The organism is Casimicrobium huifangae, from assembly GCF_009746125.1.
Classification (GTDB): Bacteria; Pseudomonadota; Gammaproteobacteria; order Burkholderiales; family Casimicrobiaceae; genus Casimicrobium; species Casimicrobium huifangae.
Map to the genome: position 1 here is coordinate 263,896 of NZ_CP041352.1, position 22,800 is coordinate 286,695.

The window sequence follows — 22,800 nt, forward strand, 5'->3', positions numbered from 1 at the left end:
CGGCCAGTATCGAGCACGAGGAGCCCGCAAAAAAGGCCGCAACGCGGCCCTTTTCTGCGGGTAACTTAATCCGCTACTTCAACAACGACTTCAACAACTTCCCCATCTCCGCCGGATTGCGGGTGATCTTGAAGCCGCACTCTTCCATGATGGCGAGTTTGGCGTCTGCGGTGTCAGCGCCGCCGCTGATCAGCGCCCCGGCGTGGCCCATGCGCTTGCCGGCGGGCGCGGTGACGCCGGCGATGAAGCCGACGACCGGTTTCTTCATGTTGGCTTTCACCCAACGCGCGGCGTCCGCCTCGTCCGGTCCGCCGATTTCGCCGATCATGATGACGGCGTCGGTTTCGGGATCGTCGTTGAACATGCGCATCACGTCGATGTGCTTGAGTCCGTTGATCGGGTCACCGCCGATGCCGACGGCGCTCGATTGGCCCAGGCCCAGCTCGGTGAGTTGACCGACGGCTTCATACGTGAGCGTGCCCGAGCGCGAGACGACACCGATGCGGCCCTTCTTGTGGATGTGGCCGGGCATGATGCCGATCTTGATTTCTTCCGGCGTGATCAGGCCGGGGCAGTTCGGTCCGAGCAGCAGCGTCTTTTTGCCCTGCATCTTGTAGCGCGTCTTCAGCATGTCGAGCACCGGGATGCCCTCGGTGATGCAGACGACCAGATCGAGTTCGGCGTCAACGGCCTCGTCGATTGCGGCAGCAGCGCCTGACGGCGGCACATAGATCACGCTGACGGTGGCGCCGGTTTGCGCTTTGGCTTCCTTGACGCTGGAGTAAATCGGGATGCCTTCGAAATTCTCGCCGGCCTTCTTCGGGTTCACGCCTGCGACGAAGCAGTTCTTGCCGTTGGCGTAGGCCGCGCAACCGTGGGTGTGGAACTGGCCGGTCTTGCCGGTGATGCCCTGGGTGATGACTTTGGTGTCTTTATTGATGAGGATGCTCATTGCTGTTTCTCCAGGGGACTAGGCGGCAACTTCGGCGTCGGCAACACCGGCGCTGGACTTCTTCTGCTCGGCTTTCGGCGCGTCAGCTTTTGGGGCTTCGGCGGGTTTGGCCGCGTCGGTCTTGGCTGGCTCGGGTGCAGCAGCGGGAGCTGCCGTCGTTGCCGGTGCAGCGCCAGGAGCGGCCGCAGGGGCGACTGCAGGGGTAGCAGGCGCCGTGGCCGGTGCAGCAGCATCAGCCTTGGGCGGCTCCGCCGGTTTGGCGGCGTCAGCCTTCGGCGCTTCTGCGGCAGGCTTGGCGGCCTCTGGTGCCTTGGGCGCGTCTTTTGGCGCGTTCAGCGTGCGCAACAACACCGCGCCAACAATCACGGCCACGATGATGGCCAGCCAGCGCATCCAGCCAGCGGCGGGTGCGGACGGCTCCAGCGGTGCGGTGCCAGCGGCGGCGGGCGCAGCGGTGGCCGCGGGCGCGGCAGGTGCCGCAGCAGCCGGCGCTTTGGCCGCGTCAGGCTTGTAACCCTTGGCGGCAGCGACCACCTTCTCGGCCGCTTCACCCATGTTGTTGGCGGTGATGATCGGCAGGCCCGATTTGGCGAGGATTTCCTTGCCGAGGTCTTCGTTGGTGCCCTTCATGCGCACCACCAGCGGCACTTTCAGGCCCACCGCTTTCGATGCAGCAACCACGCCTTCGGCGATGGTGTCGCACTTCATGATGCCACCGAAGATGTTCACCAGAATCGCTTTCAGATTCGGGTTCTTCAGCATGATCTTGAACGCTTCGGTCACTTTCTCGGTGGTGGCACCGCCGCCCACGTCGAGGAAGTTGGCCGGCTCGCCGCCGTAGAGCTTGATGGTGTCCATCGTGCTCATCGCGAGGCCGGCGCCGTTGACCAGGCAGCCAATGTCGCCATCGAGCGAGATGTAGGCGAGGTCAAACTTGCTGGCTTCGATTTCGGCCGGATCTTCTTCGTCCAGGTCGCGCATGGCGACGATGTCCGGGTGACGGAACAGCGCGTTGCTGTCAAAGTTGAATTTGGCGTCGAGCGCGATTACCTTGCCGTCGCCAGTGACGATCAGCGGGTTGATCTCGGCCAGCGACGCGTCCTTGTCCATGAACGCGTTGTAGAGGCCCTTGAGCGCCTTGCGTGCTTCGCCGAACGAGGTGGCCGGAATGCCGATGCCACCGGCGACTTCATCGCTCTGCGCGTCGGTCAGACCAGCGGCCGGGTCGATGAACACCTTCTTGATGGCGTCGGGGTTCTTGTGCGCCACTTCCTCGATGTCCATGCCGCCTTCGCTGGAGGCGAGCAGGGCGACACGTTGCGTCGCGCGGTCCACCACCATCGAGACGTACAGTTCCTTCTTGATGTCGGCACCGTCCTCGATGAACAGGCGGCGCACCTTCTGGCCCTCGGGGCCGGTCTGGTGCGTCTTCAATTGCATGCCGAGGATGGCCGAGGCCTTCTCGCGCACTTCCTCGATCGACTTGGCCACCTTGACGCCGCCGCCCTTGCCGCGGCCACCGGCGTGGATCTGCGCCTTGACCACCCACACCGGGCCGCCCAGCTCCTGTGCCGCTTTCACAGCCTCTTCAACGGTGAACGCCGGAATGCCGCGCGGCACGGGCACGCCGAACTCACGCAGAATCTGTTTTCCCTGGTACTCGTGAATCTTCACGCTAACCCCTTCTTGTTTTCAAAGTCAAAAAAGTCTGTGCTGCAAGCCTGCGTGGCATCGCCACGCCGCCAATTTCAAGTCGCGAGGCCGCTCCGCTAGGTCGCCTCGACCGTTTCACCCGCGTACCACTTCGGGTAATAAATGCGCACCGTTTCCGTGTCGGTCGCCAGCGCATGGCAGGAGTCGAGCTGGAACGGCTTCTTGCCGGCGGGCGCATCGGTCTCCCGACGCTCCCCGGCAAAGGTCTGCACCGCCGCCGTTGGCAGATAGCCCAACAGCTCCGACAAATGGGTGCAACCCTTGACCCCGCCCATTTTTTCAGCAATCACCTTGCGGAAACCTTTCAGCAGGTTGCTGCCGATCAATTTTTTGTAGTCCGGGCCAATCTTGTTGCATTGGCCGGGGTAGGGCATCTCTTCGGTGGTGGCTTCGATGTCGATCACCTCGAAGCGGCGGTCGATGGTCACCCGCACCAGCATGTCGTGCACGGGGATGTCCTTGCTGCGGGTGCCGCCGGCGAGCGGATAGTCGCGATCCTTGCTGTCGGTGAGGCGCGCTTCGATGTCATACAAGCCATCGGCGCGACGGTAGCCTTCGTAACTCACGCGGCGCAGATGCAGGCGCTCGCGGGCGGCAGGGGAAGACAGCGGCATGGGAAGCAAGTCGCCAGCGGAAAGAGGTCGTGGCGACGCTGTAGACTGTGTTGGGACAATGATTCTAGCGCGCCGCCGCCGCTTCGGTTGTGCGGTGCAGCGAGGCTGTGGGAGGACTTCTGAATGACCAAAGACTCGTCGCCGATCGGGTCGGCGCGGTTTGTACTGGCGCTCGATCAAGGTACGACAAGTTCGCGCGCCATCCTGTTTGACCACGCCGGCACGCCGGTCGCCTCGGCGCAGCAGGAGTTCCGCCAGCATTTCCCGCAGCCGGGCTGGGTGGAGCATGACGCCAGCGAAATCTGGGCGACCCAGCGCGCGGTCATGACCGAGGCGATGCACCGTGCTGGTGCGCGCCCGCAGGACGTTGCCGCCATCGGCATCACCAACCAGCGCGAAACTACGGTGCTGTGGGACCGCGCGACCGGCAAACCTGTCGCCAACGCAATCGTCTGGCAGGACCGGCGGACCGCCGCACTCTGCGACCGCCTGAAAGCGGAAGGCAAGGCGGCGCTGATCCAGCAGAAGACCGGGCTCGTGCTCGACGCCTATTTCTCTGGCACCAAGCTGAAATGGCTGCTCGACAACGTGCCCGGCGCCCGCGAGCGGGCGCAGAAGGGCGAGCTGGCCTTCGGCACCATCGACGCCTGGCTGATCTGGAATCTCACTGGCGGCAAGACTCACGCGACTGACCCGTCCAACGCCAGCCGCACGCTGCTGTTCAACATCCACCGCAACGCGTGGGATGACGAGCTGCTGCAACTGCTCGATATTCCACGTTCGGTACTGCCCGAGGTGCGGCCGTCATCCGGCGCCTTTGGTGACGCCGTGCTCGATGGTGCGGCCATCCCCATCTCCGGTAACGCGGGCGACCAGCAGGCCGCGCTGTTTGGCCAGGCCTGCCACGCGCCGGGCATGGCCAAGAACACCTACGGCACCGGCTGCTTCCTGCTGCTCAATACTGGCGCCGAGGCGGTGACGTCCAACAACAACCTGCTGACGACGACGGCGTGGCAACTGGTCGGGGCGAAGCCGCAGTACGCCCTCGAAGGCTCCGTGTTCATCGGCGGCGCCGTCGTGCAATGGCTGCGCGACGGCCTTCGCGCCATCAAGACAGCCGCTGACGTGGAAGCGCTGGCCGCGGAAGTGCCCGATTCCGGCGGCGTTTACCTGGTGCCCGCCTTTGCCGGCCTTGGCGCGCCGCACTGGGACCAGTACGCCCGTGGCGCCATGTTCGGCCTCACGCGGGGCAGCGGCATCACCCACATCGCCCGCGCCGCGCTGGAATCCATCGCCTTCCAGTCGGCCGAAGTGCTGGCCGCGATGGAAAAGGACGCAGGCATCAAGCTCACCGAATTGCGCGTTGACGGCGGCGCCACCGCCAACAACCTGCTGATGCAGATTCAGGCGGATCTGCTCGGCGTGCCGGTGGTGCGACCGAAAGTGCTGGAAACCACGGCGCTGGGCGCCGCCTATCTGGCGGGTCTCGCGGTCGGCTTCTGGCACGACGCCGGCGACATCAAGGCGAACTGGCAGGTGGATCGTGTCTTCGAGCCAACGCTGTCGCGCGACCGTGCGGCCGAGATGATGGCGGGCTGGGCGCAGGCGGTGGAACGAAGCAAGGGTTGGGCACACTGACGCCAGCGATCGATCAACTTTCTCCTGAAACGACCATTGCATAGGGCCTGAGCCAATAAATCGCCAGAAATCGACTTATGCCAATTTCAACTTCTAGCCCGCATTAAATGGGGCTTGCAGCGAAAAGATGATGTCTCACCAACTGGCTGGCGCGACGTTCTGACATCTAATCACGAGGGTCTGATCGTCAATAGCGCGTTCCGCCGCTTGACCCAGACCGCCGCCCCTGACGAAACCGGATAACTCTTCAATGACAAGCAACAACCGCATCGTCCTTTCCAGCGACCACGCCGCCATCGCGTTGCGGCAGGCCATCGCCGCTCACGTCGCCGCCAAGGGCTGGGACGTGGTGGACATCGGCCCGACCACGCCCGAGAGCACGCCTTACCCGAAGCACGGCGAGGCGGCGGCGCGGCTGGTGGCCTCCGGTGATTGCCGTCTTGGCATCATCCTCTGCGGCACCGGGCAGGGCATCATGATGGCGGCGAACAAGGTGCGCGGCATCCGCTGCGGTGTCTGCGCCGACACCTTTTCTGCGCGCATGATCCGCCAGCACAACGACGCCAACATGCTCTCGCTCGGCGCCCGCGTGATTGGCGAAGGGCTGGCGCTCGACATCGTCGACGCCTTCCTTTCCGCGCAGTTCGAAGGTGGCCGCCACGCCACGCGGGTGGACATGATCATTGCGCTGGAGCAGTAGTCCGCTGCGCCGGGTCGCGAATTTGACGAGAGGTTTATCAATGCGCGATTTGTCGAAACCGAACATGTTGTTGGCGCTGTGCGCAGCACCGCTGCTGGCAACAAGTGCGCACTCCGTCGAGCCGTTGCGTGTGTTTGACGCCCACTTGCCCTAGTGCCACATCGAAGCGCAAGCGCCTTATCCCTCGCACAAAAAATGCCGTCCGCGACTGCGGACCTGGCCAGATTGTTCGCAGGCTTTTCTCACGTCGTCGGCGACACCAAGGCCTACCGCAGGGCGTTCGCACGTTCGAACTGATCGCCGGGTGGATCAGGACGGTGGCTTGGGATGGAGTTTGGGTCGGTCAAAAAACAAAAAGCCCACCAAGGCGGGCTTATTTGCTGCCATCAGGGTAGCGTCAGGGTTGAACTGGAATCCAGTTCGCACCACTGACGGTGGACACGAACAGCATTGCTACCGCGCGGCCAGGGTTGATATTGAACGCGCCTGCCGTAGTGTTGGTCACCGTGACGACGGCGCCAGCATTGTTCACCACGTAAATCCGCGCGCCGTCAACAAGCGGGGGACCAGTGGGGATGGTGACGTTGCCTGCCGTGGTTACAACCAGCGTTGAATCATCAATGACGGTATTGGATGCATAGGGGTGTTGGTACGAGTAGGCAACGGTACCGTTGGCAACGGTAAGCGCATTGCCGCCCTGCCCAGCGGTAGTGGAAATTCGCACGCCGCGCGTTGCGCTGGAGTTGTTGGCGTTGCTGAAGTTTCCAGCCCAACCAGTACCGTTGGTTGCGGCCTGAAGGGCGTCATTGCCATTGGCGGCGTTCACGTTCTCGAAGCGACCACCAACGCCGGTACCGCCCGAAATGCCCGCCTGCCCAAGAACACCGATACCGTTTTTGGTGTTGAAGCCACGCACACCGTATCCGGCGTCGTCGTTGCGACCAACCACCGCACCAACTCCGTTGCCGCCGCGGTTACGACCAACAACGGCCTCACCAAATGTGTTATCACCGATGACACCCGCAGCGCTGATCGACGAAGTGATGCCCCACACCGCGTTGCCGCCCGCACTGGTGGCGAAGACGCCCGGCCCGACGCCAGCCTGAAGGACATCAACACCGCGCGCGCCATTGCTGACGTTGGTCAGCTGCACCGTCACGCCGGAGCCGATGCCGTTCGTCGTGACGTTCACTGTGCTCGATGTACTTGCGGCATTGCTGATCTGGAAGAAGCCGGCATTGCCATTGCCAGTGGCCTGGCCGAACACGCCGTAGCCACCGCCATTGGTCTCACCGCGAACAGCAGCCACAATGTTGGATGCATTATTGATAGCGCCGTAAACACCACGACCCAGGCCTGCCTGAGTGGCGCGAACCGCGTCCCCCGTGCTGGCTGCATTGGTGACGTCAAACTGGCCGGCATTGCCAGTCTGGCTAAAACCGAATACCCCAACTCCCCCGCCAAGGCTCTGGCCTTGCACACCATAACCGCCGGCGACGTCGTTGCGGCCTGTCACGCCGCCGAATCCCGACACAACACCGACACCCCACACACCATGGCTTGCGGTCGAAGTTCCGTAAACACCGGCAACTCCGCCTGACGTTCCTGCGACGCCAACCCCTGTACTACTGTCGCCGAGAATGGCGCTGCCTGAGCCCAAAACGATGCCGCTCGATCCACGCCGTCCAACGATCGCCGCCGACGTGCTGGACGAACCATTTTGTGTGATGTCGAAAAGTGCAGCGGAAGTATTGCCCGACCCGGCGAACGGCAACGAGAACCCCGCATTGGCCACGCACGGCCCGAGCACACCGACTGCATCTGCGCAAAGCGCAATCGACTGGACGGTCGCGGAAGGGACGGCGGGCATCGCCACTGCGCCCGCCTCATTGACCCGCAGGCGGTCAGCTGAGCCAGCGGAGTTTTTGACGACGAAATTGCTTCCGGCGCTCGGCGTCACTACGACATCAGCCGCTAGTGCCGTGTCGACAGACAATGAGTTGATCGAGAGCACGACGATCGAAGCAATCGCAGTGCGTTTGGCAAGGTGATGTAGTTTCATGGATCCCCCTGGAACAAAAACGAAGAATGCTGAACCGAGCATGCGATGCGGCAGCGAGCGGGCATTGGCACCGAGTTGGCGTTACTTTGTTGCAGCAGCTTGAGGAGCGGCGGCTTGTGGCGCCGCAACCGAACGCCCACCGGACGCCGTTGCGGTCGGTCCGACAGAGGCCGCTGCGCGCTTCGGTGCGGTCGACGCTGGTTGACTGGATGCCAAAACGGCCGACGAGTCGCCTGCAGCCGCCGGAGCGGCTACCCCAGCCGAAACGGGCTGAGCGGAAGGCAACGCAGAGGTGCCTTGGGTCTGCGCCACGTTGGCTGGCGTCTGTGGCGCCGGTGCTGGCTGATCAGAGGCTAGTTGTGCGAAAGCAGCCCCACTGGCCATGCTGGCAACAATCACAGTGGTGAGAAAGGTCTTCATGATTTCAGCTTCTTGAGATTTAGCGATGGGCGCGATTGCCGCTGGCGGTTAGCTGCGCCGATCGACGCCCATGCAATCCGTACCCCACCACCAGCAGGCTCAACAACATCAGGCCCACAGCGGATAGCGCAGGGATGATCGGCAACACATCAAACCAGTTAAATACGTTGCCGCTGTTAACCGAATTCGAAGCAGACGGGAGTCCAGGTGCCAGCGTGAGGCCGGTGCCATGATTGTCGGCAACGTCCACATAGCGAATATTCTGGGTGCCCAGCAGATTGAGCTTCGCAGGTGTGCCCGGCACGGTTGACCGCACTTTCAGCAAGTTACCAGGCGCGCCTTGCAATGTCAAAAGACCGGGGCTTACCGAGGTTGTAGCGCCCGCCGTGAAGAGCAGGGTCTTGCCGGTAGTTGTGGTCACCGAAAGCGCCGAAAAAGACTGGCTGCCGGCGATGGTGGACGTTGTATTGCCGCAACCATCGGCAATACTCACCGTACCGGTTCCTTTCGAAAACGTTCCAGCGTTGGAAAAGTCGCCCGTCAATCCCAGCGTTCCCGTGCCACCGTTGACAGTGCCACCAGCATTGATCTGCACGGAATCCGTATTGCGGACGTTGGCGGACGACACATCCAGCGTGCCGTTGACGGCCAAATCGGCACAACCAAAATCAACAGCCGCGTCGCCCAATGACCAAGTGGATCCTGCGCCAACGCTGACCTGCGCAGCCGCAAAGCCGCTGATTCCCGTTGATAGCAAACACACCGCAAAAGCACGTAAAGCACTTGCTCGCATATCCCCCCCGCAGTAGCTATTTGACGCAAACGTTATACCAAGCACAGCAATTGCGCAAGAATGTTCTGATGCAAGATTCCAGTAATTCGGCGCGTAGCGTCGCCGTCACCCGATCCGCGGCTACCGTGCGTTCCGCAAGCAATCTCCGAATGCCGCTCTCGCAGCCTCCTGCCCCATTGATGCGCACTTGGCGTAGAGTTTGGCCTCGCCATCATGTCAAGGGGCAATGCGATGTTTGCCGCCGTTCGCCTTAGTATCCGCCGCAAGGTAGCGATGTCCCTTGTCGCGACGACCGCATCAACGGTGTTGGCGGCCCAACCGGCCCCGATCTTCGACGCCCACATGCACTACAACATTGAGGCGCGTGACCCCTATCCGCCCGCCAAGGTGCTGGAGATTTTCCGCAAGAACAATGTGCGCGGAATCCTCGGTAACTCGCGGCCGAACGAAGGCACCGAGCTGCTGATGAAGGCCGCGCCGGCGTCGCTGACTGTCGTGCCGTTTATCCGCGTCTATCGCGACCGCGCCGACTACGGCACCTGGCATCGCAACCCGGAAATCGTCGCCATGATCGAGCGCGAGTTCACGCAGGGCAACATGGCCGGCAAGGTGCGCGGCATCGGCGAGTTTCATCTTTATGGCGACGAGGCGAAATCCAAGGAATTCGCGCAGATCGTCGCCTTCGCGCAGAAGCACGACCTGTGGCTTCACGCGCACAGCGACGAAGCCGCGCTGGCGCACATCTTTGCGCTGGCGCCGAAAGCGAAGGTCATCTGGGCGCACACCGGCTTCAGCGTCGCCACTGAACGCGTCGCGGCACTCATGAGGCAGCACCCAGGGCTGATGGGCGAGCTCAGCTATCGCAACGACATCACCGATGGCGGCAAGCTGTCGAAGCAGTGGCGCACACTGTTCACCGCCTACCCCGACCGCTTTGTTCTCGGCTCCGATTGCTGGGTCACCGAGCGCTGGGCTCAGTACGGCGAGATCATGGATTACTACCAGCGATGGCTCGCCGAGCTGCCGCGCGATGTCGCGGTGAAGATTGCGCATGGCAACGGCGAGCGCATCTTCGGCATCAAGCTAAGCCCCTAAAGTTGGCACACGACCAACCCTCCTGACACAATGCTGTCAGGAGCAGGTGACAACAATCCTTTCTGTCAGTCACGACAGCCAAACAAAGGAATCATCATGGTCGGCAATGCAGTGTGGTTTGAAATCCCGTCGAGCAACTTCGAACGGGCGGTGAAGTTTTACGAAGCGGTGTTTCAGGTGACGTTGCGTCGCGAGAACATTGGCGGCGATCTCGCGGTCTTTCCCGGTGGCGAAGATTCGGTCAACGGTGCAGTGGTCAGTCAGGAGGGCTACGTCCCGGCGGCGAATGGCGCCGTGGTGTATCTCAACACCGGCGACAACCTGCAACCGTATCTGGATCGCGTCGTCTCCAATGGCGGCACGGTCATCGTGCCGAAGACGGCACTGCCGCCGGGCATGGGTCACTATGCGCACTTCGGTGACACCGAAGGCAATCGCGTCGGCCTGTTCTCGCAGAACTGATCATGGCCCCGCGCGAACCGGCGGCGAACGAATCGCAAACCGCCACGCGTTACTGGGTCGGCGTCGCTTCGCAGGATCACGTCGCCCGTGGTGTGGCGGGTGGGTTCTGTCAGCTCTGCCACGGCAAGGCCGCGCCACTGCGCCGCATGCGGCGCGGTGACTGGATCGTCTATTACTCGCCGAAGGAGCGTCTTGATGGCGAAGCGCTGTGTCAGCAGTTCACCGCCATTGGCCAGGTGTTAGGTGACTGTGTATATGTGTTTGAAATGGCGCCGCGCTTTGCGCCGTTCCGTCGCAACATCCGCTTTCTCGAAGCGCAGGCTACGCCGATCCGTCCGCTGGTGGAAAAGCTCTCGTTCATCCGCGATCCCAAGCGCTGGGGTTATGTGTTTCGCTTTGGGCATTTCGAAATGTCGCGTGCAGACTTCGTGCTGATCGCGCAGCAGATGTTGGGACAGGTGCCGGATCACGCCGCTACCAGCGCACCGCCGCCGCTGGAGCCCATGCAACTGGCGCTGGCGGCATGACCGGCATGCTCCGCTGACCATGCGCCGCGCAGACCGACTGTTCCGTATCGTCCAGTTTCTGCGCGGCCGTCGTCTCACCACGGCACAGCAACTCGCCAAATGGCTGCAGGTCAGTGAACGCACGGTCTATCGTGACATTCGCGATCTCTCACTCACTGGCACACCGATCGAGGGCGAGGCCGGCGTTGGCTATCGGCTGCGCGGCGGTTTCGAGCTGCCGCCGCTGATGTTCGAGCTTGAGGAAATCGAAGCCCTCACGCTGGGCGCACGCATGGTCGAGGCGTGGAGCAGCCCGCAGCTTGGCGCAGCGGCGCTCTCCGCCATCGCAAAGATTGCCACCGCGCTGCCCGTTGAACGAAGGCAGTGGCTGGAGGCCAGCCGCACCTACGTGCCGCAGTTTCACATTCCCAAGCAACTGGGTGAACGCTTCGAATTGCTGCGCGGTGCGATTCGTGATCGACGCAAAGTGCATTTTGTTTACGCCGATGTCGAGAAAAAACTCAGCGAGCGCCGCGTACGTCCGCTGTCGCTCTATTTCTGGGGCGAGCACTGGACTCTGGCCGCCTGGTGCGAAGCGCGCGACGACTTTCGCAGCTTCCGCATTGATCGGGTGATCCGCCTGCAGGTGACGGATGACGTGTTCGATGACGAAGCAGGCAAGCGGATTGCGGACTATGTGCGGGCACAGCAAGTTGCAGCGGCGGCGTGGGAAACGTCCGAGCGGAAAGCAAATCACTAGCGAGTGGCGTTAGTCGCTATACGATCTCACGCTGGTTGACGCGTTTCGTTCTCTCAAGATCGCCATCACGAAACATCATCGCAACCGCTAGACTGCATCCAAAGTCTGGAGAGCCGCGATGAATGGTGCAAAAAGTCTCGTCGAAACCCTGCTGAAGTCCGGCATCGACACCTGCTTCGCAAACCCCGGCACCAGCGAGATGCACTTCGTCGCCGCGCTGGACCAGAGCGCCGGCATGCGCTGCGTGCTGGGCTTGCAGGAGAACGTGGTCACCGGCATGGCCGATGGTCACTACCGCATCAAAGGCAAGCCTGCGGCCACGCTGCTGCATTGCGGGCCGGGCCTTGCGAACGGGCTCGCGAACCTGCACAACGCGCGGCGCGCGCGAAGCGGCATTGTCAACATCGTCGGCGATCAGGCCACCTATCACCGCCCGCTTGATGCGCCGCTCACGGCTGATACCGACGGCCTTGCGCGCAGCGTGTCGGCATGGGTACGCACCAGCGAGCACGCCGCGAATGTGGGGCGCGATGCCGCCGATGCCGTTCAGGCGGCGCGCACCTCGCCGGGACAAATCGCCACGCTGATCCTGCCGTCCGACACGTCGTGGGACGAAGGCGGTGTGGTTGCTGATGCATTGCCCGCACTTGCTGCGCCGGTGATTGATCCGCATGCCGTGCAAAACGCCGCGCGGATTCTGCGCTCGCAAAAGAATGTGCTGATCCTGCTGGCGGGCCGCGCGGTGCTGGCAGATGCCCAGCGCGATGCCTGGCGTATCGCGCACGCCACTGGCGCGGCGCTGATGGTGGACTATGTGGCTGGCCGTGTTGCGCGCGGCCAGGGCCGGCTGCCGCTACCGCGTGTGCCTTACAACACCGACATGGCGGTGCAAACGCTGAGCCGTTTTGAGCACATCATTCTGGTGGGCGCCAAGCCGCCAGTCGGCTTTTTCGCTTACCCCGGCAAGCCGTCGAAGCAGTATCCGCCTCAGGCGCAACTGCATGTGCTCGCGCGCGTGGAGCATGACGGCGAGGCCGCATTGCGTGCGCTGGCGGACGAACTGGGCGCCCCCGAGGTGGCGCTGCCCGACGTCGGGCCACGCCCGCAGGTGATAACTGGAGCGCCCACGCCCGAAGGCCTGGCGCAAACGCTCGCCGCCGTGATGCCGGAGCAGGCAATCATCGTGGACGAAAGTGTCTCTTACGGGCGCGGCTTTTACCCGCACACATTCGCCGCGCCGGCGCACGACTGGCTGCATCTGGTCGGCGGCGCGATCGGTGCAGGCCTGCCTATGGCCACCGGTGCCGCCATTGCTGCGGGTGACAGCGGGCGCCGCGTAATCAGCCTGCAGGCAGATGGCTCGGCGATGTACTCGTTGCAAGCGCTGTGGACGCAGGCGCGGGAGCGGTTGCCGGTGACGACCATCCTGCTCAACAACCGCAAATACAGCATCCTGATCGGCGAGTACAAAGCGGTCGGCGCAACACCCGGCCCCACCGCCATGAGCATGCTCGACCTCGGTAACCCGAACCTCGACTGGGTCAAACTCGCCAACGGCATGGGCGTAGAAGCTGCGCAGGCCACCACACTCGAAGCCTGTGCCGATCTGATGCGGCAAAGCTTTAGACGCGAAGCACCGTTCTTGATTGAGCTGCTGGTGTAGCTACTGTTTTCTGTAGGAGGGGCTCTGCCCCGACCTTTGCTTGTGGGCACGCCGGTCGCGGCGGAGCCGCTGCTACAGAAACCTCCCGCAGTCATTCCCGCAAAGGCGGTAATCCAGACCGCGCAACGGCGGCGTCAGTTCGGCAGGATGGCCAGCGCTGGTAGCGAACGCACAATCGCCATCGTCTCCAGGCTCACGGTAGTCACGCGCAGGAACAGTTCCAGCGGATAGCGCGGGTTGTTCATCGTCTCGATGGCCCAGTCGTTGGCGTCGTTGACGATGCCGGAATCCTTGTCGGTTTTCACGCACTGGCGCTCCACCACCCAGTCCAGCGCGGGCTTGCCGTTCACCACGTAGTCGTAGGCCGCGAGCGGAATGCCGGCGACGGTGATCTTCGCGTTGTAGATCAGCGTGGTCAGGTCTTTGTCTTTGCCGCGCTTGCCGTACTTCATTTTCTCGACGCGATAGTCAGCGTCCGTCAGCGTCTTGCCACCGCTGTCGATCTTCGCGTCGGCGTACATCGGCACGGTCTCGTAGTTCAGATGCAGGTCCGCCAGATCGCGCCCGGCCTTGCTGAACGCCCAGAAATCCACCGCCGACTTCACGCGCGGAATGCGCGGCAACTCCTTGCTCAGATTGTCGGCATAGCGCTCGCGATAGTCCGGCGAATGCAGCAGTCCGTAGACGTAGTAGAAGAGGTCTTCCTTGCTGATGGCTTCGCCGGGATAGGCGGATTGAAAGTGAGCGAGGCCGGCGTCGGTGATGGCGTCGCGGCGATCCGGATGAACGCTTGCTTGATCTGCAATCAGGTCAAGAGCCGATGCATCAGGGAGAGTTTCGTAGAGGTAAAGTGGGAAGCATTGAGCGTCGCCGTTGCTATGCAAGTCGGGTGAGGAGTTCGCCATCAGCGCAATATTGCCCGTCTCTTTCCAGTTCTCGTTGATGATGATGACTACGTTGTCAGTTGTCGCGTCAGGGAACAGTCGCGGCATTTGATACAGGCGAAGATTGATGTTCTTTTCAGAGTAGTACCACTGCTTGTTAAAGGGACGGTAGAGAGCAATCTGCATCTTGTCGGCATCGAACATAAGGCTCTTACCTTTTGCGCAGGCGAGTAACAGCTCACCATCCCAGGCAATCCGCGTTGGGTCTCTGTCGAAAAAATCGCTTGGCGACGGAAGTTCGAGCTTGCTACCAGTGAAAACACTCTGATATCGCTCCTGTTCGCTGGCATAGAAATCAATCATTGCTTGCGCGTTTTGCGTTAGCTTATTGCGAGAAAAATTGAAAAGCCAGGAGTCTTTCGATGTCATCACGCCACGCGAGTGATTTGCGAAGATCGTAAGTTCTGAGCCTTTCTTCTTATCACCTAATGCGACTAACCGTTCGAAGTTATCGTTGCGTTGATTCAACCAATCGCCGTGCTTATCGGGGCTAATCGACAACCAGTTGGCGATGTTGGCCACACTGGCGTAGTTCGCTACCTTGTTGAGCTTTTCCTCTCGCGTCAAGTAGTCTCCAACGTCGTGAAAGAAAATCTCCCCGCGCCTGTCAGAGTCAGGGCTTTTTACAAGCAATGAAATTGCAATCGGAGCACGGCTGCCACTTCCAAAAATCTTGCCGCCTTCCTTGCGTGATCGCTCTCCGGATGTGCGTTGATTCCCGCGCAAGTGGAAAACATAGATGCTGCTGAAATCCTCCGCCAGACATTTGCGCAGACCGCTTGCGGCGTTGGCTTCGAGAAATCCAGCGTTGGTTGTGAAGCCGATTACTCCCGACTTGCCGATGCGATCGCTTGCCCAGCGGATGGCACGTATGTAGCTATCGTAGAGTGAGTTTTTCAGCGTGGCGTCTGAACGAGCAGCGTACGTATCGCGGATACGGGCATCCAGTGCGACGTATTCGACGTTCTCGTTGTTGTCGTTGGCATCGCCCTGACCAACGGAATATGGTGGATTCCCAACAATCACGCGAATGTCGAGTTTTTTCTGCCGTCTACGCCGCGTGCTGTTGTCAACCAGCAGGTTGTCGATCAAATCCTCCTTCTCATACATCTGGAACGTATCAGTCAAACAGATACCGTCAAACGGCACGTAGTCACCGCCCACAATCTCGTGATAGGTCGATTCGATGTTGATCGCGGCGATGTAATAGGCGAGCAGCACCAGCTCGTTAGCGTGAATCTCGTGCTTGTACTTGTGCTTCAACTCGTCAACGGTGAGCAGGCCGCTCTGCATCAGGCGCGTGACAAAGGTGCCCGTGCCGGTGAACGGGTCGAGATAGTGCACATTCCTGCTGCCGAGCGTTTCGCCGAACTCGGTCTTCAAGATGTGATTGACGCTGTGGATGATGAAGTCCACCACTTCGACGGGGGTGTAGACGATGCCGAGGCGTTCGGCCATTTTCGGGAAGGCGTTGCGGAAGAATTTGTCGTAAAGCTCGACGACGATCTTCTGTTTTCCCTGTGCGCTGTCGATGCCTGCGGCCCGCATCTTCACGCTGTCGTAGAAGGATTGCAGCGTGTCAGCCTCCTTGTCGATGCGGTGCGCGTGCAGCAGATCGAGGATGCCCTGCATCGCCTTGGACATTGGGTTGTGCGAGGCGAAGCTGTATTTCTCGAACAGCGCATCGAAGACCGGCTTGGTGATGAGATGCTGCGCCAGCATTTCCACGATGTCGGCGTCGGTGACGCTGTCGTTCAGGTCATCACGCAGCTCGGCGGCGAACTGCTGGAACGCCTGTTTCTCCTGCGTGTTGGCCGGGTCTTCGAGGATCGCTGTGATGCGCGCAATGTGCGTCTGCGCGATCTTGGCGATGTCGTTGGCCCAGTCTTCCCAGTGGTGGCGGTTGCCCACCTTCTGCACCAGCTTGGCATAGATCGCGCGCTCGATTTCGCCGATTTCGAATTGCAGGGCCGTCTGCTCGGGGACGTAAGGCTTGGGCGCCGGTTCTCCGATGCTGTGCCCAGTCTTTGCAGCGTGCCGCGTCTTTTGTTCAGGCGTCGCTTTGGTTGGCTTCTTCGCGATCTTGTCGGTGACCGCGATGATCTCCATCTTGCTCGTGTCTTTGCCGATCAGGTCGAGCTTGTTGACCATCGCGTCGAAGCGGTCGTCGTGTGAGCGCAGCGCCTGCAACACTTGCCACACTACTTTGTACGTTTTGTTGTCGTTCAGCGCTTCGTGTGGCTCGACGCCTGCGGGGATGACCACCGGCAGCACGATGTAGCCGCGCTTCTTGCCCGGCGCATTGCGCATCACGCGGCCGACCGACTGCACCACATCCACCTGCGAGTTGCGCGGCGTGAGGAATAGCACCGCGTCGAGCGCGGGTACGTCCACGCCTTCCGACAGGCAGCGCACGTTGCTGAGAATGCGGCAAGTGTCTGCCGCCGTCGGCGCTTTGAGCCAGTCGAGCTTGGCTTCCTTTTCACTGGCGTTCATGCCGCCGTCAACGTGTTCCGCCTCACAGGTGAGCGTGGCTGCGACTTCATCGTCGTCCGGGTCGCGGCTCTCCTGGTACGCCTCGACCACGGCCTGGAACATATTGGCGATGTTCTTTGAGCTGACCTTGTGTGTCTTCGCGCCCTTTTGCAACTCAATCACCTGGCAGAAGGCCACGGCGCGCTGCATCGCCTGCTGGTCGTCGGCGACGTCGTCGGTCAAGCCCTGTTTCGACAGCGCTTTCCAGCAGCCGATGATCTTGGCGGCGTCGTCGACCTTGAGCTGGTTGTTCTCGTCCTTGAGCAGATTCTGGATGCGGCGGCTGACGTGCGTTTCTTCAATCGACAGCACGATCACCTTGTAGTCCACCAGCAGCCCGCGCTTCACCGCCTCGGAGAAAGTGATGACGTACAGCTCGCGACCGAACTGCACCACATCGTCCATCGAGTAGAGCGCCACGTTGTCACGCTCGGCCGTGGCCTTGGCGCTGTCGCCGTAGATGCGCGGCGTGGCCGTCATGTACAGGCGCTTCGCCGCGCGGATGAAGTCGGCGTCGTGCACCTTGACGAAGTGGCTTTCGTCCTCGCCATCGAACGTGGCGCCGGTGGTGCGGTGCGCTTCGTCGCAGATGATGAGGTCGAAGTCGGCGAGCCCGTACGTTTGCTGCGCTTCGCTGACAACGTCAATGGACTGATAGGTGCCGTAGACGACGCTCAGGTGCCCGCTGTCGTGGCGTTTGCCAATCTCCTCGGCGAGGCGCGAAGCGCTGGTGGTGGCGGGGTAGCGCAGTTCGTGCACGAGCGTCTGCACGCGGTCGTCGTCGCTGTCTGCCTTGCTCTTCTTCTTGCCAACGTCGCTATCGGAGCAGACAGCGAAGTTGTGCAGCGGCGTTTCGCTCTCCTGCGTCCACTCGGTCAACGCCTGTGAGAGCAGTGCGAGGCTCGGGACGAGGAAGAGCACGCGGCCACCGCGACCGGCGAGCGTTTCGGCAATCTTCAGGCTGGTGAAGGTTTTGCCGGTGCCGCAGGCCATGATGAGTTTGCCGCGGTCGGCCTGCGCGAGGCCCGCGAGCACGGCCTCATGCGCGGTGCGCTGGTGCGGGCGAAGGGACTTTTGCGCCTTCAGGCTCGGCTGCGCTGCCGGCTGGTAGCGTGACCAGTCGATCTGGCTGTTTTCGAGATCGTGCAGGTCGATCTTGCTGACCGGCGTCTGCTGGTCGCGCAGCGCCTCCTCGGCGTGCTCGCTCCAGTGATTGGTCGTGGCGACGATGATGCGGTGCTTGAAGGCCTGCTTGCCGGACGCAGTGAAGAAGCTGTCGATGTCTTTCTTCTGGATGCGGTAGTCCGGCGCGTAGTTTTTGCACTGGATGGCGTGCAGTTCGTTGGTGCCCTGGGTACGGGCGACCAGATCAATGCCAGTGTCGCGCGCGTCCAGTCCGTGCGATTTGGCCCATTCGCCGTAAGTCCAGACCTCGGAATAGAGATCGCGGTAGCTCGCCTCGTTACGCAGATAAGTGCGGATGAGGTCTTCGAAGTAGGTGCCCTTTTCGCGCTCGGAGGCGGCGGCGTGGCGATAGCTGGCGAGGACGTCCTGGAGCGGGCTCATGGCGGGCCGGATTGCTAGTGGCCTGCCCAGGGCCGTTGTTGCGAACGGCGGCCGAGTGGTTGTCAACGGCCGCCAGGGGCGGTCAGTGAGCGTAACTGATCCGCACGTTACGAATGTAACTATTGGTGGTCCGTACTCTGTGGTGCGCGGCGAAGGCTAGCTTCGTCACATGGACAAAGATGCCAAGGCGGACAAGGCGCTGTTTGCGGAACGGTTACGTCGCGCGATGATCGGCGCCGGGCTGGAACCGAAGGCGGCGGTGCTTGAGCGTGGCTTCAACCAGAACTTCTACGGCGAGCCGATGACGCTGCATGGCGTGGCGCGCTGGCTGAAGGGCGAGACCGTGCCGCCGTACGCCAAGGTGGTAGCGCTGGCCAAGTGGCTCAAAGTCCCGGTGGAGAACCTTTACGGCGCCGGTGGCCGGCACGCGGCGGAGGAGGCGCGCCCGAAGTTCGGCCCCGAAATCGGTTATCAGGAGCGTGAGCTGTTCGAGGCATTCCTCAAGCTGCCGGCCCCGCAGCGGCGCATTGTGCGCGAGATCATCGTGGCTTTCTCGAAGTCAGTGGGCCAGTAATCAGGCTAGTGGCTTTTTGGTGAATCCCGCATCTGATCTGGGCTTGAGCCGCTAAAGTGCAGTAGGTCGACTTTCGCCAATTGTGGCGTTCAAGCCCTTATCGGGCGGCCATTTCGCCAAAAAGATGTTGGGTCCGCAACGCCAGACAAAGCGGCTAGGTTGAGCCTCAAGACTTGAACGCGATTTTGTCCACCGCGTCAGTAATCACGCTGTCCACGCCCCAGCTCCAGAGCCGCTCCGCGTCGGCCGGGTCGTTGCAGGTGTAGCAGGCGACGCGCAGGCCGTTGGCGTGGGCTTCGTTGACGATGTCCGGGGTGAGCGTGCGCCAGTTGGCGTCGAGCGCGATGGCGCCGACGGCTTTGCAGCGCGCCAGCCAGTCTGTCGGTAGCGGGTTTTCGAACAGATGGGCGCGGTCGAGCTCGGGCGCGGCGTCGCGGGCGGCGATCAGCGCTTCGGTGGAGAACGAGGACAGCAGCGGCTTCAGGTGCGCGTGTTCAGGCGCGCTGAACAGGGCCTGCGTCTCCAGCGCAACGGCGGCGCCGGTCTCGCGTTCACGGCCGATGCAGGGCTTGATCTCGGTGTTGAGCATCACGCCGTTGGCGATGCAGTATTTGGCCACGCGCCAGTAGGTCGGGATCGGCTCGCCCGCGTAATCCTTCGAGTGCCACGACCCGGCGTCGAGCAGGGCGAGCTGGTGCCAGGTCTTGGCGGCGACGCGCCCACGCCCGTCCGAGCAGCGGTTGGTGGTGTCGTCGTGCATCAGGAGCAGCGTGCCGTCGCCGGAGAGCTTGACGTCAATCTCGGTGGCGCGATAGCCGAACGAAACGCCGTGGCGGATCGCGGCCAGCGTGTTCTCGGGCGCCAGTTTGCCGGCGCCACGGTGGGCGATGGTTTTGGGGTAGGGCCAGGCGGGGAGAGTCATGGCCGAAGTTTAGTCCGGCCTTGCACTGTAGGAGTGGCTTTGCCGCGACCCGCTACCGACCACCGGGGCGGTCGCGGCAGAGCCGCTCCTGCATTAGCGAGCCGCTAAAGGTCGAAGCGAATGCCCTGCGCCAGCGGCAGTTTGCTGCCGTAGTTGATGGTGTTGGTGGCGCGGCGCATGTAGGCCTTCCAGCTGTCCGAGCCTGACTCACGGCCGCCGCCGGTTTCTTTCTCGCCGCCAAACGCGCCGCCAATCTCGGCGCCGCTGGTGCCGATGTTGACGTTGGCAATGCCACAGTCACTGCCGGCCGCGCTGAGAAAGCGCTCCATCTCGCACAGGTCGTTAGTGAAGATGCACGACGACAGGCCGTGCGACACTGCGTTGTTGAGCGCGATGGCCTGTTCGACATCGCCTTCATATTTGACGACGTAGAGAATCGGCGCGAAGGTTTCGCGGCACATGGCGTCGGACTGCGCCGGCATCTCAACCATTGCGGGCTGCACATAGTACGCATCGGCACCGAGCGACTGCATCACTCGCTCGCCACCGGTCACGTGGCCGCCCGCAGCACGCGCGTCCGCCAGCGCGGACTGCATCGCATTGAACGCGGCGGCATCAATCAGCGGGCCCACCAGCGTTCCTTCGTCAAGCGGCGTGCCGATGCGCAACTTGCCGTAGATCGCTTGCAGTCGGGGCACCAGCGCGTCATACACGCTCGCGTGCACCAGCAGGCGGCGCAACGTTGTGCAACGCTGGCCTGCGGTGCCCACTGCGGCGAAGGTGACTGCGCGTTCCACCATTTCCAGCGTCGCCGTGGGCGCGATGATGGCGGCGTTGTTGCCGCCGAGTTCGAGGATGCTGCGGGCAAACCGCTTGGCGCAGGCTTCGCCCACGGCGCGGCCCATGCGTGTGGAGCCGGTGGCCGAGACCAGTGCGACGCGGCTGTCGGCCACCAGCGTGGCGCCAACGTCCGCGCGCCCCAGCAGCACGGCGGAGAGGCCATCCGGCGCTGTGTGCCCGGCATCGCGGTAGCGCTTCACGGCACGCTCGAACACGGCCTGCGTGGCGAGCGCGGTCAGCGGCGTTTTCTCGGAAGGCTTCCAGATCACGCTATTGCCGCAGACCAGCGCCAGCGCGGCGTTCCACGCCCACACCGCCACCGGAAAGTTGAACGCGCTGATCACCAGTGTCGGCCCCAGCGGATGCCAGGTTTCCATCATGCGGTGCTCGGGCCGCTCGGACGCGATGGTGAGGCCGTAGAGCTGACGCGAAAGACCGACCGCAAAGTCGCAGATGTCGATCATCTCCTGCACTTCGCCCAACCCCTCCTGCAGGATCTTGCCGGCCTCGATGGTGACCAGTTGGCCGAGTGCCTGCTTGCTGGCACGCAGCTCTTCGCCGAACAGCCGCACCAGCTCGCCGCGGGCTGGCGCCGGCACGTTGCGCCACGCGAGGAATGCGTCGCGGCTCTGCGTCAGCGCGTTCTCGATGCTGGCCATCGACGCACAGCGCAGGGTAGCGATGACATCACCCGTGATCGGTGTGCGTGCCACGAGGCTGTCGGCGCCTTCGGCCGTGGGCAAAGTCACACCAAGTTGTTGGCAGAGATCAAGGGTGGTTTGTTTCATGCTGAGGGCCCGGAAGAAGAAATCTCCTGTCGCACGGAGGAGAGATCGTGCGCCAGGAGCAAACAGTATCAGGAGGACTAAGAAATGGATTCGATGCGCCGCGACTGCTCGTAAGCGATGCCAAAGCGGTTGGCCAGAAAGTCGGGCAGCGCTACCTGTTCCTGGCGAATGAAGCCACGCTGCGGCAGCTTGCCGGTGCGGAACAGGTCAACCGCAGCGCAGATGCCAGCGGCGGTGGTGATCTGTATGGCCGAGACTGCCTCGGCCTGACCGCTGGCGCGCTGGGCAAAAATCTTGCGCGCAAACACTTCCTGCACGTAGGCGCCGCCGCGCATGCCGCTCACCGTGACGAACACCAGCACCACGTCCTGCATGGTGGTCGGCACCGACTTGCGCATGATGTCCTTGAGCGCTTCCTGATCGCTCGCCAGGCGCAGCTCGGACAGCAAAAACTGCATCAGCGCGCGATGGCCGGGGTAACGCACGCTCTTGTAGTCGAGATTGCGCACTTTGCCGGAGAGGGTTTCGCACAGCGTGCCGAGACCGCCGGAGGTGTTGAATGCTTCGTACTCAACGCCGTCGAGCGAGAAGTGCTCCAGCCCTTCCAGCGGCAACATCGCGGTCATCGCACCTTCGTGAATCGCTTCGCAGGGATGGCAATACTCGTTGATGAGGCCGTCCACGCTCCAGGTCAGGTTGTACTTGAGGGCGTTGGTCGGAAAGGCCGGCAGTGCGCCGACGCGCATCTTGATCTCGTCGAGCGAATCAAAGCCCTGCGCCAGGTGATGCGCCACGATGCCGATGAAGCCGGGCGCGAGTCCGCACTGCGGCATGAAGGCAGTGCCGGCGCCTTCTGCCATCGCCATGATGGCCTTGGTGGCAGCGACGTCCTCGGTGAGGTCGAAGTAGTGGCAGCCCACGTTCTTCGCCGCCGTCGCGATGCGGATGGCGAGGTGATAGGGCAGCGCGTTGATCACTGCGTCGTGCCCCTTGATGGCGGCTTCCAGTGCGCTGGCGTTGCTGGTGTCAACCACGGCGGTGTTGACATCGAGCTTGGCCAGCTTGTCCAGCGAGGTTTTTGACTGATCGACGACGGTGAGCTGGTAGTCGCCAGATTCAACCAGCAGGCGGGCAATGGTGTGGCCGATATGACCGGCGCCGAGGAGTGCGATTTTCATGCGGTGAGCGAATTGCAATGAGCGAATCCAGAAATTCTAGGAAGCGGCATTGACGATTGATAGGCACAAAATGAC

The 22,800-nt window shown here is 62.3% G+C and carries 16 protein-coding genes and 1 pseudogene; 8 read left to right on the forward strand and 9 right to left on the reverse strand.

Translation table 11 applies throughout. The features are described from left to right. Positions 1 to 73: 73 nt before the first annotated feature. The 3 genes and pseudogenes from sucD to FKL89_RS01210 all read right to left on the reverse strand — a co-directional run bounded on the left by sucD (position 74) and on the right by FKL89_RS01210 (position 3,279). On the reverse strand, positions 74 to 952 hold the full coding sequence (sucD, locus tag FKL89_RS01200) for a succinate--CoA ligase subunit alpha (RefSeq protein WP_156860903.1): 879 nt from the start codon (positions 950 to 952) through the stop codon (positions 74 to 76). 513 nt (positions 953 to 1,465) lie between these two features. Then, positions 1,466 to 2,626: pseudogene (sucC, locus tag FKL89_RS01205) on the reverse strand (ADP-forming succinate--CoA ligase subunit beta); the annotation flags it as partial. A gap of 95 nt (positions 2,627 to 2,721) precedes the next feature. Next, positions 2,722 to 3,279 carry a DUF2889 domain-containing protein gene (locus FKL89_RS01210; protein ID WP_156860904.1) on the reverse strand — a complete coding sequence of 186 codons (558 nt, stop codon included), beginning with the start codon at positions 3,277 to 3,279 and terminating at the stop codon, positions 2,722 to 2,724. Positions 3,280 to 3,402: 123 nt separating this feature from the next. On the opposite strand from FKL89_RS01210, the gene glpK reads away from it, so the two are divergent. Beyond that, the gene (glpK, locus tag FKL89_RS01215) at positions 3,403 to 4,917 is read left to right on the forward strand and encodes a glycerol kinase GlpK (RefSeq protein WP_156860905.1); all 1,515 of its coding nucleotides are present in this window, start codon (positions 3,403 to 3,405) and stop codon (positions 4,915 to 4,917) included. 250 nt (positions 4,918 to 5,167) lie between these two features. Then, entirely contained in the window at positions 5,168 to 5,617 is a 450-nt protein-coding gene (gene rpiB / locus FKL89_RS01220) for a ribose 5-phosphate isomerase B (protein WP_156860906.1), read from the forward strand. A gap of 397 nt (positions 5,618 to 6,014) precedes the next feature. Here rpiB and FKL89_RS01225 read toward each other — a convergent pair whose 3' ends face one another. Together FKL89_RS01225 and FKL89_RS01230 are read right to left on the reverse strand one after the other, a co-directional pair. Beyond that, positions 6,015 to 7,679 (reverse strand): beta strand repeat-containing protein, encoded by a 1,665-nt coding sequence (locus FKL89_RS01225; RefSeq protein ID WP_156860907.1) that lies wholly within the window; start codon positions 7,677 to 7,679, stop codon positions 6,015 to 6,017. Positions 7,680 to 8,118: 439 nt separating this feature from the next. Then, entirely contained in the window at positions 8,119 to 8,892 is a 774-nt protein-coding gene (locus FKL89_RS01230) for an IPTL-CTERM sorting domain-containing protein (RefSeq protein WP_156860908.1), read from the reverse strand. 231 nt (positions 8,893 to 9,123) lie between these two features. Between FKL89_RS01230 and FKL89_RS01235 the strand changes: the two genes are divergently transcribed. The 5 genes from FKL89_RS01235 (at position 9,124) to FKL89_RS01255 (ending at position 13,378) form a co-directional block, all read left to right on the forward strand. After that, on the forward strand, positions 9,124 to 9,987 hold the full coding sequence (locus FKL89_RS01235; protein WP_238363451.1) for an amidohydrolase family protein: 864 nt from the start codon (positions 9,124 to 9,126) through the stop codon (positions 9,985 to 9,987). 96 nt (positions 9,988 to 10,083) lie between these two features. Further along, the gene (locus FKL89_RS01240; protein ID WP_156860909.1) at positions 10,084 to 10,449 is read left to right on the forward strand and encodes a VOC family protein; all 366 of its coding nucleotides are present in this window, start codon (positions 10,084 to 10,086) and stop codon (positions 10,447 to 10,449) included. A 2-nt stretch (positions 10,450 to 10,451) separates the two neighbouring features. Further along, positions 10,452 to 10,976, forward strand: coding sequence for an EVE domain-containing protein (locus tag FKL89_RS01245; protein ID WP_156860910.1), 525 nt, complete (start codon positions 10,452 to 10,454; stop codon positions 10,974 to 10,976). 19 nt (positions 10,977 to 10,995) lie between these two features. After that, positions 10,996 to 11,715 (forward strand): helix-turn-helix transcriptional regulator, encoded by a 720-nt coding sequence (locus FKL89_RS01250; protein ID WP_156860911.1) that lies wholly within the window; start codon positions 10,996 to 10,998, stop codon positions 11,713 to 11,715. Positions 11,716 to 11,833: 118 nt separating this feature from the next. Continuing rightward, a complete protein-coding gene (locus FKL89_RS01255) occupies positions 11,834 to 13,378 on the forward strand; it encodes an acetolactate synthase large subunit (protein ID WP_156860912.1) in 1,545 nt (514 codons plus the stop codon). A 134-nt stretch (positions 13,379 to 13,512) separates the two neighbouring features. Here FKL89_RS01255 and FKL89_RS01260 read toward each other — a convergent pair whose 3' ends face one another. Continuing rightward, positions 13,513 to 18,423 (reverse strand): DEAD/DEAH box helicase, encoded by a 4,911-nt coding sequence (locus tag FKL89_RS01260; protein WP_156860913.1) that lies wholly within the window; start codon positions 18,421 to 18,423, stop codon positions 13,513 to 13,515. A gap of 169 nt (positions 18,424 to 18,592) precedes the next feature. Here FKL89_RS01260 and FKL89_RS01265 point away from each other — a divergent pair, with 169 nt between their 5' ends. Next, positions 18,593 to 18,997 (forward strand): XRE family transcriptional regulator, encoded by a 405-nt coding sequence (locus FKL89_RS01265; RefSeq protein WP_156860914.1) that lies wholly within the window; start codon positions 18,593 to 18,595, stop codon positions 18,995 to 18,997. A 166-nt stretch (positions 18,998 to 19,163) separates the two neighbouring features. Here FKL89_RS01265 and ugpQ read toward each other — a convergent pair whose 3' ends face one another. The 3 genes from ugpQ to FKL89_RS01280 form a co-directional block, all read right to left on the reverse strand. Then, the gene (gene ugpQ / locus FKL89_RS01270; protein ID WP_156860915.1) at positions 19,164 to 19,919 is read right to left on the reverse strand and encodes a glycerophosphodiester phosphodiesterase; all 756 of its coding nucleotides are present in this window, start codon (positions 19,917 to 19,919) and stop codon (positions 19,164 to 19,166) included. A gap of 104 nt (positions 19,920 to 20,023) precedes the next feature. Next, positions 20,024 to 21,547, reverse strand: a complete 1,524-nt coding sequence (gene amaB / locus FKL89_RS01275; RefSeq protein WP_156860916.1) for an L-piperidine-6-carboxylate dehydrogenase — start codon at positions 21,545 to 21,547, stop codon at positions 20,024 to 20,026. Between the two features lie 77 nt (positions 21,548 to 21,624). Then, a complete protein-coding gene (locus FKL89_RS01280; RefSeq protein WP_156860917.1) occupies positions 21,625 to 22,725 on the reverse strand; it encodes a saccharopine dehydrogenase family protein in 1,101 nt (366 codons plus the stop codon). Positions 22,726 to 22,800: the final 75 nt, after the last annotated feature.